At 67.0% G+C, this 15,767-nt stretch carries 15 protein-coding genes; 4 read left to right on the top strand and 11 right to left on the bottom strand.

The window, feature by feature from the left end; translation table 11 throughout:
* Positions 1–5: 5 nt before the first annotated feature.
* The gene (locus ACK4E3_RS02275) at positions 6–1,241 is read right to left on the bottom strand and encodes an aspartyl/asparaginyl beta-hydroxylase domain-containing protein (protein ID WP_409695750.1); all 1,236 of its coding nucleotides are present in this window, start codon (positions 1,239–1,241) and stop codon (positions 6–8) included.
* Between the two features lie 384 nt (positions 1,242–1,625).
* Here ACK4E3_RS02275 and rplJ point away from each other — a divergent pair, with 384 nt between their 5' ends.
* Complete coding sequence (rplJ, locus tag ACK4E3_RS02270) at positions 1,626–2,141, top strand: 50S ribosomal protein L10 (RefSeq protein WP_409695747.1); 516 nt, start codon at positions 1,626–1,628, stop codon at positions 2,139–2,141.
* A 51-nt stretch (positions 2,142–2,192) separates the two neighbouring features.
* The gene (gene rplL / locus ACK4E3_RS02265; protein WP_409695744.1) at positions 2,193–2,582 is read left to right on the top strand and encodes a 50S ribosomal protein L7/L12; all 390 of its coding nucleotides are present in this window, start codon (positions 2,193–2,195) and stop codon (positions 2,580–2,582) included.
* Positions 2,583–2,668: 86 nt separating this feature from the next.
* Here rplL and ACK4E3_RS02260 read toward each other — a convergent pair whose 3' ends face one another.
* Positions 2,669–3,208, bottom strand: a complete 540-nt coding sequence (locus ACK4E3_RS02260; protein ID WP_409695741.1) for an FKBP-type peptidyl-prolyl cis-trans isomerase — start codon at positions 3,206–3,208, stop codon at positions 2,669–2,671.
* 120 nt (positions 3,209–3,328) lie between these two features.
* On the bottom strand, positions 3,329–5,569 hold the full coding sequence (gene katG / locus ACK4E3_RS02255; RefSeq protein ID WP_409695738.1) for a catalase/peroxidase HPI: 2,241 nt from the start codon (positions 5,567–5,569) through the stop codon (positions 3,329–3,331).
* Positions 5,570–5,752: 183 nt separating this feature from the next.
* Here katG and ACK4E3_RS02250 point away from each other — a divergent pair, with 183 nt between their 5' ends.
* Both ACK4E3_RS02250 and ACK4E3_RS02245 read left to right on the top strand, forming a co-directional pair.
* On the top strand, positions 5,753–5,920 hold the full coding sequence (locus tag ACK4E3_RS02250) for a hypothetical protein (protein WP_409695735.1): 168 nt from the start codon (positions 5,753–5,755) through the stop codon (positions 5,918–5,920).
* A 107-nt stretch (positions 5,921–6,027) separates the two neighbouring features.
* Positions 6,028–7,248, top strand: a complete 1,221-nt coding sequence (locus ACK4E3_RS02245) for a glycosyltransferase family 4 protein (protein WP_409695732.1) — start codon at positions 6,028–6,030, stop codon at positions 7,246–7,248.
* 8 nt (positions 7,249–7,256) lie between these two features.
* Here ACK4E3_RS02245 and ACK4E3_RS02240 read toward each other — a convergent pair whose 3' ends face one another.
* From ACK4E3_RS02240 to carB, 8 genes are all read right to left on the bottom strand, one after another.
* On the bottom strand, positions 7,257–8,396 hold the full coding sequence (locus tag ACK4E3_RS02240; RefSeq protein ID WP_409695729.1) for a DegT/DnrJ/EryC1/StrS family aminotransferase: 1,140 nt from the start codon (positions 8,394–8,396) through the stop codon (positions 7,257–7,259).
* Positions 8,393–9,037 carry an acetyltransferase gene (locus ACK4E3_RS02235; protein ID WP_409695726.1) on the bottom strand — a complete coding sequence of 215 codons (645 nt, stop codon included), beginning with the start codon at positions 9,035–9,037 and terminating at the stop codon, positions 8,393–8,395. The genes ACK4E3_RS02240 and ACK4E3_RS02235 overlap by 4 nt, the downstream gene beginning before the upstream one ends.
* Complete coding sequence (locus ACK4E3_RS02230; protein WP_409695723.1) at positions 9,037–9,690, bottom strand: sugar transferase; 654 nt, start codon at positions 9,688–9,690, stop codon at positions 9,037–9,039. The genes ACK4E3_RS02235 and ACK4E3_RS02230 overlap by 1 nt, the downstream gene beginning before the upstream one ends.
* Positions 9,691–9,771: 81 nt before the next feature.
* The gene (locus tag ACK4E3_RS02225; RefSeq protein ID WP_409695720.1) at positions 9,772–10,785 is read right to left on the bottom strand and encodes a mitochondrial fission ELM1 family protein; all 1,014 of its coding nucleotides are present in this window, start codon (positions 10,783–10,785) and stop codon (positions 9,772–9,774) included.
* Positions 10,776–11,249, bottom strand: a complete 474-nt coding sequence (gene greA / locus ACK4E3_RS02220) for a transcription elongation factor GreA (RefSeq protein WP_409695717.1) — start codon at positions 11,247–11,249, stop codon at positions 10,776–10,778. Before greA ends, ACK4E3_RS02225 begins: the two co-directional genes overlap by 10 nt.
* A gap of 101 nt (positions 11,250–11,350) precedes the next feature.
* Positions 11,351–11,539: a hypothetical protein gene (locus ACK4E3_RS02215; protein WP_409695714.1), complete on the bottom strand. Its 189-nt coding sequence runs from the start codon at positions 11,537–11,539 to the stop codon at positions 11,351–11,353.
* An 87-nt stretch (positions 11,540–11,626) separates the two neighbouring features.
* On the bottom strand, positions 11,627–12,322 hold the full coding sequence (locus ACK4E3_RS02210) for a glutathione S-transferase (protein WP_409695712.1): 696 nt from the start codon (positions 12,320–12,322) through the stop codon (positions 11,627–11,629).
* The gene (gene carB / locus ACK4E3_RS02205) at positions 12,319–15,630 is read right to left on the bottom strand and encodes a carbamoyl-phosphate synthase large subunit (protein ID WP_409695709.1); all 3,312 of its coding nucleotides are present in this window, start codon (positions 15,628–15,630) and stop codon (positions 12,319–12,321) included. Before carB ends, ACK4E3_RS02210 begins: the two co-directional genes overlap by 4 nt.
* Positions 15,631–15,767: the final 137 nt, after the last annotated feature.

Here is a 15,767-nt window from a genome sequence, read left to right as displayed (position 1 = left end):
GGGGCTCAGATACCCTTGGCCGAGCCAAAGCTGCTGCGCGCGCGCATCATGGCGGTGATCAGGGCGCGTTCGCCCTCGCTGAGCAGAGGGTTCCAGATGTCGAAGATCAGGATCACCCGCAGGGCATCGGCATCGTTCCACGCCTCGTGCTCGATGCTGTCGTCGAACACCCACGCCTCGCCCATGCGCCATGTGCGCTCCTCGTTGCCCACGCGAAAGCGCGCAGGCCCCGGCAGGATCAGGGGCAGATGCACCAGCAGGCGCGTGTTGGCCGAGCCGGTGTGCGGGGGAATGTGGGTGCGCGGCTCCAGGGCTGAGAACATGGCCGTGGGTGCAAAACCGGGCTGGTCCTGCATGGGCAGGCGCTCCAGCAGGGCTGTGGTCTCGGGGCAGGCGGCGCAGGCCTCGTCCTGGCGCGTGCCGCAGTTCCACAGGAAATAGCTGCTCCAGCGGCGCGAATGGTTCAGCTCGCCCCACTGATTGACGGGCGCGTCGGGCGGATAGGCGATATAGGGCGCGAATGCCTCGCTGGCCTGCTCCAGAGCACGCTCGCACTCGGCGCGGATGGTGTCGGTGGCGGCCTCCAGTTCGCCGAGCCAGGGAAAGGCGTCGCGGTCGTGGAAGGGAATGGCCGGCAGGCGCGGCAGGGTGAACAGCAGCGGCTCCTGAACGAAGGCGCGCCTGATCCCGCAATAGATGTCGAGGCTCTCGTCCAGTCTCTCCCAGCGCTGGCTCGGAAACTCGCCCTTGAGTGGCTCGATGGCCGCCTTCAGGTGCGCTCGCAGCGCCTCGCGCCAGGTATCGACGATGGTGCGGGCACGCTCGACCTGAACCCGCAGGCCCTGGGGGATGCGCTCGGGCGCAGGGGCGATCTTGAGGGCATTACCGCAATCCAGCGCCGCCTCGGCGTGCTGGCCCGCATCGTGGCGCAGCAGGCCGCGCGTCAGCAGGGCCACGAAGTTGTAGGGCTCGAAGGCCAGAGCGTTGGACAGGGCCTCGATGGCCCGGGGCAGGTCACCCTTCATGCGCCACGCCACGGCGCGGGTCATGCAGACCTCGACACCCGGCTGGGTGGCTTCGGCCTGATCCAGCAGGGCCAGGGCGGTATCGGGGTCGCGGCCCATCAGGGCGGCCTCGGCGTGCCTGACCGTGCTCATGCCCGTGGCACCCACAGCGGTCGCACCCGTAGCGGGCATGGAGCCGGGTGGGGCTCCGGGCATGGGGCTGGTATTGAACGTCATCTGATTGGTCCCCTCAACGCGCCTATGCTCTCCCAGTCCCCCCTGCTGGCAAGAGAAATCTGCGCGCGCGGTTGTGCGGGCGATCACATTGTTGTATGGGCCGCTGCTCAATGCTTCCGGGCGAAAGCCGGGAAGCGCCTGTCCGAGAACTTCGGGGCTCTGGGGCCGCCAGAGCCGTAAACGTGCGGGAGCCCTCGCACACCGTGGGGAGACGGGGATGATCGCGACCGCCTCAAGCCACGGGCTCCACGCCCTCAGCCGGGCATCGCGCTTCCTTCGGACAGTTGAAACGGGTCGGCTCGCGACGGGGCATCGCCTCGCCGTGTGTTCGGCCCAGCCGATGCCGGGATGGTCCCGGTGTCGAAACCGCATACGGAGACCGCAATGGACCGCGCACAAAAAGCCGAGTCGATCGAAACGCTGAAAGGCGTCTTCGCCGAGGCCGGCGCCGTGGTCGTGGCTCACAATCTGGGCCTGACCGTTGCGGAAATGACTGATCTGCGTGGCCGACTGCGCGAGCAGGGTGCCACCTTCAAGGTGGTCAAGAACCGCCTGGCGCTCAAGGCGCTCGACGGCAAGGGCGGCGACGCCGTGCTGGACCTGTTCAAGGGTCCGGTCGGCATCGCCTATGCGCCCGACCCCGTTTCGGCCGCCAAGGTCACTTCCCAGTTCGCCAAGGACAACGACAAGTTCGTGATCGTCGGCGCGCTGATGGACGAGACCGTCCTCGATGCCAAGGGCGTGGAGAGCCTCTCCAAGCTGCCCTCGCTCGACGAGCTGCGCGCCAAGATCGTCGGCCTCGTGCAGGCCCCGGCCACCAAGGTGGCGGGCGTGCTTCAGGCTCCGGCGGGTCAACTCGCCCGCGTGTTTGGCGCCTACGCTGCCAAGGACGCGGCCTGATCGCTCACAGTCATCTCTGCACACCTCTGAATCCATCCGAAGGAAAACCCAATGTCCAAGCTCGAAAAGATCGTTGAAGACCTGTCCTCGCTGACCGTGCTGGAAGCCGCCGAGCTGTCCAAGCTGCTGGAAGAGAAGTGGGGCGTCTCCGCCGCTGCTCCCGTGGCCATGGCCATGCCCGGCGTTGCCGCTGGCGGTGGCGATGCCGCCCCGGCCGGTGAAGAGCAGACCGAGTTCACGGTCGTGCTCGTCGACGGCGGCGACAAGAAGATCAACGTCATCAAGGAAGTGCGCGGCGCTCGCCCGGACCTCGGCCTCAAGGAAGCCAAGGATCTGGTGGAAGGCGCTCCGCAGAACGTTGTCGAGAACGTCTCCAAGCAGGCCGCTGAAGAGCTCAAGAAGAAGCTCGAGGAAGCCGGCGCCAAGGTTCAGGTCAAGTAAGACCTCGCCTTGTGGCATCGAAGGGGGCCCGGTGTTCGCGCCGGGCCCTTTTTCATGCGCGCTGAGAGCCTGAGCCCCGCGGGGCCTCACTCCTGCGCCGGATTGACCTCGTGCAGGCTGACGCGAAAGCGCAGCGCCGAGCCCGCAGGGATCAGGCCATCGCCGATGGTGCGATCGCCATAGGCCAGATCGGCCGGAATGAGGAACTCGAAGGTCTCGCCCTCGCGCATCAGCTGCACCCCTTCGGTCCAGCCGCGAATGACGCGATCAAGCGGGAAGGTCGCGCTTTCACCGCGCGCGAATGAGCTGTCGAATACCGTGCCGGTGATGAGCTGGCCCTCATAGTCCACCCGTACCCGGTCGGTGGCCACTGGGGATACACCGCGCGGCATCGCCCGTGACACGCGCCGGTATTGCAGGCCGCTGTCGGTGGTGCGCCAGCCCGCCCTTGTGCGGTTCCATTCCAGATGGGCCTGCTGGGCCGCGCGCCATTGCTCGGGCGTGGTCGGGCTGCTGCTGGCCACCGGTTCGGCGAGCGGCGCGCGCGCGGCCGGTGAGGCGCAGGCACCCAGCAGGGCACTAATGCCGAGGGCCATGATCAGGGCGGGGGTTCTGAGGGTGCGCATGAAGTCTCCGGGCGGGGGGCGGTGATGAGTCTGCGCATTGATGCGACGTCACAGCCCATAAGACAAACCCTCCCCCGCGCGAGGCAGGGGAGGGCTTGCCGCTCAGTGTGCCGGTAAGGCTCAGGCCGCCTTGTCGAGGGCCTCGCGCACCAGATCGAAGCGGTCCGCGTCCATGACCTGCACCCAGGCCTTGACGAAGTCGCGCACAAACTTTTCCTTCGCATCGTCAGAGGCATAGACTTCCGACAGGGCGCGAAGCTGGGAGTTCGAGCCGAACACCAGATCGGTGCGCGTGGCGGTCCACTTCTGCTCGTGGGTGTTGCGGCAGGTGCCCACGAACAGCTCGTCGCTGCTGTCGTCGACCTGCTTCCACGCCGTGCCCATGTCGAGCAGATTGACGAAGAAGTCGTTGGTGAGCTGGCCGGGGCGATCGGTGAACACGCCGTCTTTCGAGTCGTTGTGGTTGACGCCCAGCACGCGCAGGCCACCGACCAGAACGGTCATCTGCGGCGCACTGAGGCCCAGAAGCTGGGCGCGGTCGATCAGCATCTCTTCGGTCGGCACGCTGAAGCGCACCTGAAGATAGTTGCGGAAGCCGTCGGCCTTGGGCTCGAGCACGTCGAAGCTGTCGGCGTCGGTCTGATCCTGGCTGGCATCGGTGCGCCCCGGCGTGAAGGGCACCTCGATGCTGTGACCGGCGGCCCTGGCGGCCTGCTCGATGCCGACGCTGCCGCCCAGCACGATCAGGTCGGCAATGGAGACCTTCTTGCCGCCGGACGCCGAGGCGTCGAAGTCGGCCTTGATGCCCTCATAGACCTCGAGCACGCGCGCCAGCTTGGCCGGTTCGTTGACCTCCCAGTTGCGCTGGGGCTCGAGGCGGATGCGCGCGCCATTGGCGCCGCCGCGATGGTCCGAGCCGCGATAGGTCGAGGCCGAGGCCCAGGCGGTGCGCACCAGATCGGCCACCGACAGGCCGGAAGCGGCGATCTTCTCCTTGAGGGCCTTGATGTCGGCATCGTCGATCAGGGCGTAGTCACGCGCAGGGATCGGGTCTTGCCAGATCAGCTCCTCGCGCGGCACTTCGGGGCCGAAGTAGCGGGCGATGGGGCCCATGTCGCGGTGGCACAGCTTGAACCAGGCGCGGGCGAAGGCGTCGGCGAACTGGTCGGGGTTGTCGCGGAAGCGCTCGGAAATCTTGCGATATTCCGGGTCCATCTTCATGGCCATGTCGGCGGTGGTCATGATGGTGGGTACGCGCCGGTCCGGGCTGTGCGCGCCGGGGGCCATATCCTCGGGCTTCTGGCCGACCGGCTGCCACTGCTTGGCACCCGCAGGGCTGGTGGTCAGCTCGTAGTCATAGTCCAGCAGCATACGGAAATAGTCGCCGTCCCAGCGGATCGGATTGGGCGTCCAGGCGCCCTCGATGCCCGAGGTGATGGTGTGATCGCCCATGCCGCTTTCGTGGCTGGAATGCCAGCCGAGACCCTGCATGGCGATGTCGGCGCCCTCCGGCTCCGCACCGATCTTGGAGGCATCGCCCGCGCCGTGGCACTTGCCGAAGGTGTGCCCGCCTGCCGTCAGGGCGACGGTCTCCTCATCGTTCATGCCCATGCGCGCGAAGGTCTCGCGGATGTCGCGCCCGGACTGCACCGGATCGGGATTGCCGCCGGGGCCTTCGGGATTGACGTAGATCAGGCCCATCTGGATCGCGGCCAGCGGGTTTTCCAGCACCTTTTCCTGTTCGGGATCGATGCGGGTCTCGCCCAGCCACTCTTCCTCGGTGCCCCAGTAGATGTCCTTTTCCGGCTCCCAGATGTCGCGGCGACCGCCGCCGAAGCCGAACACCGGGCCGCCCATGGACTCGATGGCGACGTTGCCGGTCAGGATGAACAGGTCAGCCCACGAGATGCTCTGGCCGTACTTCTTCTTGATGGGCCACAGCAGGCGGCGGGCCTTGTCGAGGTTGGCGTTGTCCGGCCAGCTGTTCAGGGGCGCGAATCGCTGCGAGCCCGACGAGGAGCCGCCGCGCCCGTCGCCGGTGCGATAGGTGCCCGCCGCGTGCCAGGCCATGCGGATGAAGAAGGGACCATAGTGGCCATAGTCGGCCGGCCACCAGGGCTGGCTGTCGGTCATCAGGGCGTGCAGGTCGCGCTTCAGCCCTTCATAGTCCAGAGCCTTGAAAGCCTTGACGTAATCGAAGTCGGCTTCCAGCGGGTCGCCGTGCTTGCCCTGCTGGTGAAGGATGTCGAGCGAAAGCTGGTTCGGCCACCAGTCCCGGTTGGTGCGACCGGTCAGGGCGCGCCGCGCCGCCGGGTTCTTCATCGGACAATTGAGGGGGGAGCCGCCTGAGTTTCCGTCCATGGTCTGGTCCTCTTGATCGGGAAGGTTGGAAGCGATGGCGCACCCTAGCCAAGCCGCGTGTCAAAATAAAATCGATAAGCGTTGTTCGCATGAACAGGAAAATCTATGGGCGCCGGATTGCCCCGGAACCTCACGTGCAGGCGCGGGTTGGCTTCAGGACAAGCCAACCACGAGGAGATCGCTGTGGAGAGTTTTCAGGCCATTCCGTGGGGTTTCGTGCTGATCGGCGGACCCGTTCTGCTGGGCGCGGCCCTCCTGTTCGCCAAGATGCGCAATGCCAGGCGCAATCGCGCCGTCGATCCCGAAACCCCCTCGGACGATCCCGCCAAGGGCATGACCGGCCATCACTGACGCGGCCTTGCCGGGCTTGGCCCCCGATCAGGGGTGGGCACAGGCCCCCGGCATCTGCTAGCTGACGCGCCTGTGAGCCCGATGCATTGCGGGCGGGGAGGGGCTTGGTGAGGGTTCTCTATTTCCATCAGCACTTCTCGACCCCGCAGGGCTCGGCGGGAACGCGCTCCTACGAGATGGCGCGCGCCCTGATCGCGGAGGGCCATGAGGTTGTCATGGTCTGCGGTCGCTATGCCCAGGCACGCACCGGCCTTGATGGCCCCTATGTGAAAGGCAAGCGCCGCGGCGTGGTCGAGGGCATCGAGGTCATCGAGTTCGATCTCGACTACGGCAATCACATGGGCCTTCTGAAGCGCGCAGGCGTGTTCGCGCGCTATGCCATCGGGGCCATCGAGGTGGCCCTGCGCGAGCGGGCCGACGTGATCTTCGCGACATCGACGCCACTGACGGCAGGGATTCCGGGCATTGTCGCGCGCTGGCTGAAGGGGAGCCGGTTCGTGTTCGAGGTGCGCGACCTGTGGCCCGAACTGCCGCGCGAGATGGGCGTGATCCGAAATCCCCTTGTTCTGGCCATGCTGTCGGTCCTGGAGTGGGCCAGCTATCGCTCGGCCCATCGCCTGATCGGCCTGTCGCCGGGCATCGTTCAGGGCATCGAGCGGCGAGGGGTGCGGCCAGAGCACATCGCCATGGTGCCCAATGGGTGCGACCTCGACCTGTTTGCCAGCCCGGCCGAGCGCTGGCGGCCCGAGGGCGTGGGCGAGGATCAGCTTCTGGCGGTGTTCTCGGGCACCCACGGCAATGCCAACGGGCTGGGCGCGGTGCTGGACGCCGGGGCCGTGCTCCAGGCCCGCAGGCGTGACGACATCCGCATCGTGCTGATCGGCACGGGCGGCGAGAAGGACCGGCTGAAGGCACGGGCGAAAGCGGAGGGCATCGACACGGTCCTGTTCCTCGATCCGGTGCCCAAGACCCGGCTGAACGGCCTGCTGGCGGGTGCGGACATCGGCCTTCAGGTGCTGAGGAACGTGCCGGCCTTCTATTATGGCACCTCGCCCAACAAGTTCTTCGACTACATCGCGTCGGGCCTGCCGGTGCTGAACAACTATCCCGGCTGGCTGGCCGGACTGATCACCGAGAGCGGCTGCGGCTATGCGGTGCCGCCCGATGATCCCGAGGCATTTGCCGATGCGCTGATCGCAGCCTCGGAAAACAGGGCCGCTCTGGCGCAGATGGGGCGGCGCGCGCGCGCTCTGGCAGAGGCCCGCTTTGCGAGGGCCGCTCTGGCGCAGCAGTGGGTGGCGTGGGTCACGGGCGCGGCCAGGGGCTGACGCAAGGCTCAGGCAGCAGCGTCAAGCCGCTCGAGGATCGCCGCGATCACCTCGTCCTGCTCGGCGTCGCTCATTTCACTGCCCGAGGGCAGGCACAGGCCATTGGCGAACAGCCGCTCGTCCACGCCCTCGCCGTGATAGGGCGCGCCCTCGTAGAGCGGCTGCATGTGCATGGGCTTCCACAGGGGTCGTGACTCGATGCCGAGGCCGAGCAGGTGCATGCGGATCGCCTCGCGGTCCACACCCAGCTCCTCGGGATCGAGGGTGATGGCACTCAGCCAGTGTGTGGAGCGATAGCCGTCCGGCTCGGGCATGAAGGCGATGCCGGGGCGGGACAGGGCCTGCTGATAGCGCACGAAGATCTCGCGGCGACGCGCCACGCGGGCATCCAGCACGCGCATCTGGCCAAGGCCGATGGCCGCGCAGATGTTCGAGAGCCGATAATTGTAGCCAAAGGTCGAGTGCTGGTAGTGCGGTGCCGGATCGCGGGCCTGGGTGGCCAGAAAGCGCGCCTGCTCGGCCCATTCCCCGTGCCGCGTCACCAGCATCCCGCCGCCCGATGTGGTGATGATCTTGTTGCCATTGAAGGACAGGATGGCGGCGTCCCCGCCGCTGCCCGCGCGCCGCCCGCCCGGCGCCGATGCCCCGAGGCTTTCGGCGGAATCGATCACTAGACGCACGCCGTATCGGTTTGCCAGGGCCTCCAGCGCCTCCAGGTCAACGCTTTGGCCGTAAAGGTCGGTGGGCACGATGGCCTTGGGCAGGCGACCTTCACGGCTGGCCAGTTCCAGCTCATGGGCGAGGCGCGCCGTATCGATGGTCCAGCTCTGCGCGCAGAGGTCGAAGAAGCGCGGGCGCGCGCCCAGATAGTTCACCGGAAATATGCCGCCCGCAAAGGTCATGGACGAGATCCACACCTCGTCACCGCGGCCCACGCCCGCGATCCTGAGCGCCAGATGCAGGGCGGCCGAGCCCGATGACAGGCCCACGCAGTGAACCTCGCCGCCCAGATAGTCGCGCACAGCGGCTTCGAAGGTGTCGAGCTGTGGCCCCAGCGGGGCGACGAAATTGGAGCGGAAGGCCTCGGCCACCTCGCGCTCCTCGTGGCCGGACATATGCGGGCGCGACAGCCAGATGCGGATGGTCACGATCGCCGCTCCATCTGGCGGGCCGGATTGCCGACAACGGTGACGCCGGCGGGAACGTTGCGCGTGATCACTGCGCCCATGCCGATGATCGCGCCCTCGCCGATGCTCAGCCCCTGACGGATCACCGCACCCGCACCGACATAGACGTGATCGCCCAGGGTGACATTGCCATTGATCATGGCACCCGGCGCGAGGGTCACGAAATCGCCCACCCGGCAGTCGTGTTCCACATAGGCATAAAGATTGGCATGGAAGGCCCGCCCGATGCGGATGTTCGAGGTCAGGGTGACGAAGGGCGAGAGGCACGCGCCGTCACCGATCTGCACATCATCCATCTGAACGACGTTAGCAGCGCGCGCTTCCGCCAGAGCGATGCCGGACTGATCGCAGGTCCGGGCCAGCCTTTCGCGCACCTGTGAGTTGGCGATGGCGAGGCACACGCGCCGCAAGGTGGCAGGTCGGGCCAGAAAGCCCTGCCAGTCCACGCAGTCATGTCCGTTGATCGTCTCGCCAGCGCGCCCGTCGTCGATGAAGATGACCTCTGCATCGCGGTTCTGTTCGCGCACCAGGGGCAGGATTCCACGCCCGCAGCCAGCAGCGCCGTAAACCCCGATCAGCTCTCGCGTGGCCTGCCTGTCCATCAGCCCTGGCCCTCCAGCGCATCACGCTTCTGATAGTCGTCCATCTGGCCGCCCTGTCCGGTGAAGCGGGGCATGGTCACGTCCCCCGGCGCAGAGATGCCCTCGCGGCGAAACACTTTCAGCACGGTCAGGCCGATGATCTTCAGGTCCAGCCACAGGTTCTGATTGTCGACATACCAGATATCCAGCGCGAACTTCTCGTCCCAAGAAATGGCATTGCGGCCATTGACCTGCGCCCAGCCGGTGATGCCGGGGCGCGCCTCGTGCCTACGGGCCTGAAAGGGCGAATAGAGCGGCAGATATTCCATCAGCAGCGGGCGCGGGCCAACCAGGCTCATGTCGCCCCTGAGCACGTTCCACAGGCCGGGCAGCTCATCGAGCGAGGATGCGCGCAGGAACCGGCCAAGCGGCGTCAGGCGCTGGGCATCGGACAGCACATTGCCTCTGGCGTCCGTGCCATGGCGCATGGTGCGGAACTTGACCATGTCGAAGGGCTGGCCGTGCAGGCCGGGGCGGGTCTGGCGAAACAGGACGGGGCTGCCCATCCGCAGCCGTATCAGCACGGCGACCACCAGCATCACAGGCGCGAACACGAGCAGGCCAGCACCGGCCCCGAGCACGTCCATGACCCTCTTGAGCCGCTGGCTCCGCATCTGATCCCCGCCGTGGCTTGCAGCCCTCTTGTCAGGCAGGGCTTTGCCGCAAAACGCCCCGCGGTGCAATCGGCAGCCCTGTCAGCGTGCCCGCTCGAGCATCAGGCGCAGCACCTCCCGCGCGGCCCGGTCGGTCTCGTGCAGGGGCTCATAGGTCCAGTGCGCCAGCGGAAGGGTGAGTGGGCGGGCGATGCCGCGCCGCTCCAGATCGGTATGCAGGCGCGCAAACTTGTCGGCCTTGCCGCGTCGCTCAAGGCGCAGGATGTGCACCGGCGCGCCCGTACTCGCCGCTTCGGCGGCCATGTTGGCGCTGTCCTCGGTCACGAGGATATGGTCCGCGCGGCCAAGGAAGGCGAAATAGGGATTGTCGCCGCTCCCGTCCCAGATCATGCCCGGCAGGGGAGACAGGGCCTCGGTGATGATGGCGCGCGCCTCGTAGGGAGTGCGGCGCGAGAAGGTCAGCATCAGGCTGCCGCCGCTGCTTGAAACCGCCCCGGCGATCTCTGCCGAAAGACTGCGCGCGCGCTCCGGCGACAGGTCGTGGCTTTTCGAGCGACCGCCGATCAGGCAGGCGATGCGCGGGCCGGGCATGGCGTCGAGGCGCTCGGCCCAGTGCGTGCCCTCGGCCTTGAGCTGCTCTGGCGTGATGCGGTTGGGCGAACCGGTAATCGACAACACATTAGGTCCGCTCAGGTCATCGTGCTCTGGCGCCACGACCAGATCGAAGCGATCCAGCCGCGCGCGCGGATCCTGGGTCTGGACAATGAGCGTGCGTCCGCCCGACCATCGCTTCATGCGCAGTGAAAAGGGCAGGCTGGCGCGGCCCGTGGCGATCCACACGTCGGGCCAGGGTGGCTCGATGCGCGGCAGACCCTCGGCCAGCATGGCATTGGGCGCGAGGCGCAGCGCGGTGGGCCAGCGCTCGAACAGGGGCTGATAGCGCACATGGCGGCGCACCACCTCGGCCGGTGTGATCCGGGCAAGGGCCTCGGCCAGACCGAGCGCCTGATTCTCTATGCCGGTGCGGCCGTCCGAGACGGCCCAGACAAGCAGGGGGCGATCACCGCCCTGCCGAGGTGCGCCCGCTAGAGCCACTCGACCTTGAGCACCTCGTAGGCCTTGACGCCGCCGGGCGTGTTGACCTCGACCACATCGCCCTGCTCCTTGCCGATCAGGGCGCGGGCAATGGGGGAAGTGACGGAGATCTTGCCCGACTTCACATCGGCCTCGTGCTCGCCGACGATCTGGTAGCGGCCTTCTTCCTCGGTGTCCTCATCGACGACCGTGACGGTGGCACCGAACTTGATCTGGCTGCCGGACAGCTTGGACACGTCGATGATCTGTGCGCGGCTGATGCGGTCCTCGATCTCGGCGATTTGACCTTCGATCCAGCCCTGACGCTCCTTGGCGGCATGATACTCGGCGTTTTCCGACAGGTCGCCGTGGCTGCGCGCCTCCGCGATCGCCGCGATCACGCTCGGGCGCTCGTTGGACTTGAGATGCTTGAGCTGCTCGTCGAGGGCGCGATAACCCTCGGCGGTCATGGGCACTTTTTCCATAGGTGATGAGGTTTCTGCTCGCCCTCAGACACACAATACGCAACCGGTCCGGTCGGGGCGTTGCGACCGGGCAGGGAGGATAGGGCGCGAAGGCACGGACTTCAAGCTGATCGATTCCGCGACTGCGAAAAGGCCGATTTCAGCATCGACCATCCCAGCCAGACGAGGGCAGCAGCGCACAGGGCTGCGAGCGCGGCAAAACCCAGTGCCGCACCTGATGCCATGAAGGCCAGAAGCAGGGCCAGGGCCGCCAGGGCGGCGGCAGACAGACGAATGAGTTCTGATCGCATGAAGGCCCAAACGCGGGCCCGGCAAGTTGGTTGCTGCGATAACGGCGTTGTCAGAGGGCGCTGTCAGGGCTCTTTCAGGCGCCGCTGTCAGCTTTTGGCGTAGGCATAGTCGCCGCCCGACGCCAGCGCCCGTCCATAGGCGGGGCGGGCATGGATGCGTGCGAGAAAATCGCGGATCGGTGCGCTCTCGCTCACCTTGCCGATACGCGTGCTGGCCGCCTCGAGCGGAAAGCTCATCATGATGTCGGCGACCGAGAAGCTTTCTCCGGCGAACCAGCCGCTGTGCGACAGGCTCTGTTCCCAGAAGCGCACATGGGCTTCGATCTGCGGATCGATGAACGAGTGGCCCGCCTTTTTCGAGATGGCTGCGGCGACGGGGCGAATCAGGGCCGGTGCGCGCACGGGCAACTGGCTGAACACCAGCTTGAGCAGCAGGGGCGGCATGGCCGAGCCCTCGGCATAGTGGGTGAAATAGCGGCACTGGCGGTGCGCCTCGGTGCCGTGAGCGGGCCACAGGCTCGAGCCGGGACCGCTGGCGGCGAAGGCCTCGCCCAGATAGTCGACTATGGCCCCGGTCTCCGCCACCCGGATCGTGCCGGACGCCGTTTCGTGCTCGATCACCGGCGATTTGCCCAGCGGGTGCACGGCCTTTAGCTCGGGCGGCGCCAGCATGGTGGCCGGATCACGCTCATAGCGGCGCACCTGATAGGGCAGGGCCAGCTCCTCCAGCAGCCACAGCACGCGCTGGGAGCGGGAGTCGGCCAGATGGTGCACGGTGATCATCGGGCATAGTCCTGAATGGCGCGCACATCGAGCGCGTCGCTGCGGATGGCGGCGATGGCCTGGGCGGCGGCCAGAGCCCCGGCAGCCGTCGTATAGTAGGGAATCTTCATCATCAGGGCCGTGCGCCGGATCGAGAAGCTGTCGGCGATCGACTGCTTGCCCTCGGTGGTGTTGAACACCAGCTGCACCTCGCCGTTCTTCATGGCGTCGACGATGTGCGGGCGGCCCTGCTGGACTTTCTTGATGTAGCCGACATCGAGTCCCAGTGCCCTGAGATGCTCGTGGGTGCCGCCCGTGGCCAGGATGGAAAAGCCCTGTTTCATCAGCAGGGCGACCGCTTCGGCGATGAAGGGCTTGTCGGAATCGCGCACCGAGACGAAGGCGCAGCCCTCTGTCGGCAGATGCGTGCCGCCGCCCAGCTGGGACTTGGCAAACGCGCGTGCAAAGGCCTCGTCGAGGCCCTGTTCGTCCTCGCGGCGCCAGTCGATGCCCATGACCTCGCCGGTGGAGCGCATCTCCGGCCCCAGCAGGGTGTCGACACCGGCAAAGCGCGCGAAGGGGAACACCGCTTCCTTGACCGCGATGTGGTCATAGGCCCGCTCGCTCAGCTCGAAGGCGGACAGCGGCTCGCCCGCCATGATGCGCGCGGCGATCGAGGCGATGGGCGCGCCCATGGTCTTGGCGACGAAGGGCACGGTGCGGCTGGCGCGCGGATTGACCTCGAGCACGAAGATGCGCGGCGCATCCGAGTGCGGCTCCTCGATGGCGAACTGCACGTTCATCAGGCCGCGCACCCTGAGTGCACGCGCCATCTCGGTGGTCTGGCGCTTCAGCTCGGCGATGACGGCATCGGACAGGGACCAAGGCGGCATGGAGCAGGCGCTGTCACCGGAGTGCACGCCCGCCTCCTCGATGTGCTCCAGCACTCCGGCCACGAAGACGTTCTCGCCGTCGCACAGGGCGTCCACGTCCACCTCGGTGGCGCGGTTCAGGTAATGGTCGATCAGCACCGGATCGTCGCCCGACACCCGCACGGCCTCGTGGACATAGCGCTCAAGCTGTTCGCGGTCGTGCACGATCATCATGCCGCGCCCGCCCAGCACATAGGAGGGACGCAGCACGACCGGATAGCCGACCTGATCGGCGATGGCGGCAGCCTCGTCGGCAGAGCGGGCCAGGCCGTTGGGCGGCTGGGTCAGGCCGATGCGGTGCAGCATCTGCTGGAAGCGCTCGCGGTCCTCGGCCAGGTCGATGGAGTCGACTGAGGTGCCCAGGATCGGCACGCCGTCAGCCTCCAGCGCATGGGCCAGCTTCAGCGGGGTCTGGCCGCCGAACTGCACCACCACGCCCAGCAGCTCGCCGCGCGTGCGCTCGACGTCGATCAGCTCCAGCACGTCCTCGCCTGTCAGCGGCTCGAAATAGAGGCGGTCGGAGGTGTCATAGTCGGTCGAGACGGTTTCGGGGTTGCAGTTGACCATGATCGACTCGATGCCGACCTCGGCAAAGGCGAAGGCGGCGTGGCAGCAGCAGTAGTCGAACTCGATGCCCTGCCCGATGCGGTTGGGACCGCCCCCCAGAATGATCGCCTTGCGCCGCTCCGAAGGCTGGGCCTCGCAGTGCGGCTCATGGCCCAGCACGCTGGTCTCGTAGGTCGAATACATATAGGCGGTGCTGGAGGCGAACTCGGCGGCACAGGTGTCGATGCGCTTGAACACCGGCCGCACGCCCAGACCCCGCCGCGCCGCCCTGACACTCGCTTCGTTCTGTCCGGTCAGATGGCCGAGACGGGCATCGGAAAAGCCCTTGGCCTTGAGCCGGCGCAGGGCGCGCGCAGCACCATCGCCCCGGGGCAGGCCTTGCTCGCGCAGGGCCGCTTCCTCGCGCACGATGTCCTCGATCTGGCGCAGGAACCACGGCTCATAGGCGCAGGCCGCCTCGATCTCCTCGATGCCCAGCCCCTCGCGGAAGGCCTGGGCGATGACGCGCAGGCGGTCAGGCGTCGGCAGGCCCAGCGCGCGCAAGGTCGCCTCGCGCCGCTCCTGCTCGCTGCTGTCGGGGGTGATGCCCTCGATCTCGATCTCGTCGAAGCCCGCAAGGCCGGTCTCGAGACCGCGCAGGGCCTTCTGCACGCTCTCCTGGAAGGTGCGCCCGATGGCCATGACCTCGCCGACCGACTTCATCGAGGTGGTCAGGCTGGGCTCTGAGCCGGGATATTTCTCGAAGGCGAAGCGGGGAATCTTGGTGACGACATAGTCGATGCTGGGCTCGAAGCTGGCGGGCGTCACGCGGGTGATGTCGTTGGTCAGCTCGTCGAGGGTGTAGCCCACGGCCAGGCGCGCGGCGACCTTGGCGATGGGAAAGCCGGTGGCCTTGGACGCCAGGGCCGACGAGCGCGAGACCCGCGGGTTCATCTCGATCACGACCATGCGCCCGTCGCGCGGATTGACCGCGAACTGCACGTTCGATCCGCCGGTCTCGACGCCGATTTCGCGCAGCACCGCCAGAGAGGCCGAGCGCATGCGCTGGTATTCCTTGTCCGTCAGGGTCAGGGCAGGGGCCACGGTAATGGAATCGCCCGTGTGCACGCCCATGGGGTCGATGTTCTCGATCGAGCAGATGATGATGCAGTTGTCCGCCCGGTCGCGCACAACCTCCATTTCGTATTCCTTCCACCCCAGCACCGATTCCTCGATCAGCACCTCGGTGGTGGGCGACAGGTCCAGCCCGCGCTCGACGATTTCGCGGAACTCCTCGACGTTGTAGGCGATGCCGCCGCCGGTGCCCGCAAGGGTGAAGCTGGGGCGGATGATGGCAGGCAGGCCCACCAGCTCCAGCGCCGCCTCGGCCTCCTCGAAGGTGTGGGCCACCTGGGAGCGCGGGCTCTCCAGCCCGATGGCGTCCATGGCGTCGCGGAACTTCTGGCGATCCTCGGCCTTGTCGATGACCTCGGCGCGCGCACCGATCATCTCGACGCCGTAGCGGGCCAGCGCGCCCGAACGCTCCAGCGCCAGGGCGGTATTGAGCGCAGTCTGGCCGCCCATGGTCGGCAGAAGGGCGTCGGGGCGCTCCTTCTCGATGATCTTCTCGACGATCTCCGGCGTGATCGGCTCGATGTAGGTCGCATCGGCCACGCCCGGATCGGTCATGATCGTGGCCGGGTTCGAGTTGACCAGAATGATGCGATAGCCCTCGGCCTTCAGCGCCTTGCAGGCCTGAACGCCCGAATAGTCGAACTCGCACGCCTGACCGATGACGATGGGACCGGCGCCGATGATCAGGATGGATTGGATGTCTGTCCGTTTGGGCATGCCACTCGCGCGCAGGGTTGGGGCCCGCTGGCACCCCTCGGGGGGCTGTCAGCAGGCGTGCAGGGTCTGATTGTCGGTCAAGCGGCTCGTTTAGAGGTGACGCGCCCCGATCACAAGGCCGAATAGGTACAGGGCCG

The organism is Brevundimonas sp. (genome assembly GCF_046299595.1).
Classification (GTDB): Bacteria; Pseudomonadota; Alphaproteobacteria; order Caulobacterales; family Caulobacteraceae; genus Brevundimonas.
This window is presented reverse-complemented; position numbering and strand designations above follow the sequence as displayed.